A 321-nucleotide genomic window follows, 5' to 3' on the forward strand; every position below is an offset into this window, starting at 1 on the left:
GTCAGTCTGGCAACGTTGTGCCATCTGGCCTGGGCACAGGTGTTATCGCGCACCAGCGGGCAGGAAAAGGTGGTGTTCGGCACCGTGCTGTTCGGGCGCATGGCGGCGGGAGCAGGGGTGGGACTGTTTATTAATACCCTGCCGCTGCGACTGGATATTGATAACACACCGGTGCGGGAGAGTGTGCAGCAGGTCCAGTCCCGGCTGGCCGGATTACTGGCGCATGAGCATGCGTCACTGGCGCTGGCTCAGCGGTGCAGCAGCATTGACAATGCGGGGCCTCTTTTCAGTGCCCTGCTGAACTACCGGCACAATGATGTA

At 60.7% G+C, this 321-nt stretch carries 1 protein-coding gene; it reads left to right on the forward strand.

Going from position 1 to position 321, the window contains the following annotated elements; genetic code table 11:
• Positions 1 to 321 (forward strand): condensation domain-containing protein (locus tag C5470_RS22310; RefSeq protein WP_166291964.1); only part of this gene is annotated, 321 nt, incomplete at both ends.

Source organism: Photorhabdus stackebrandtii (assembly GCF_011189495.1).
GTDB lineage: Bacteria > Pseudomonadota > Gammaproteobacteria > Enterobacterales > Enterobacteriaceae > Photorhabdus > Photorhabdus khanii.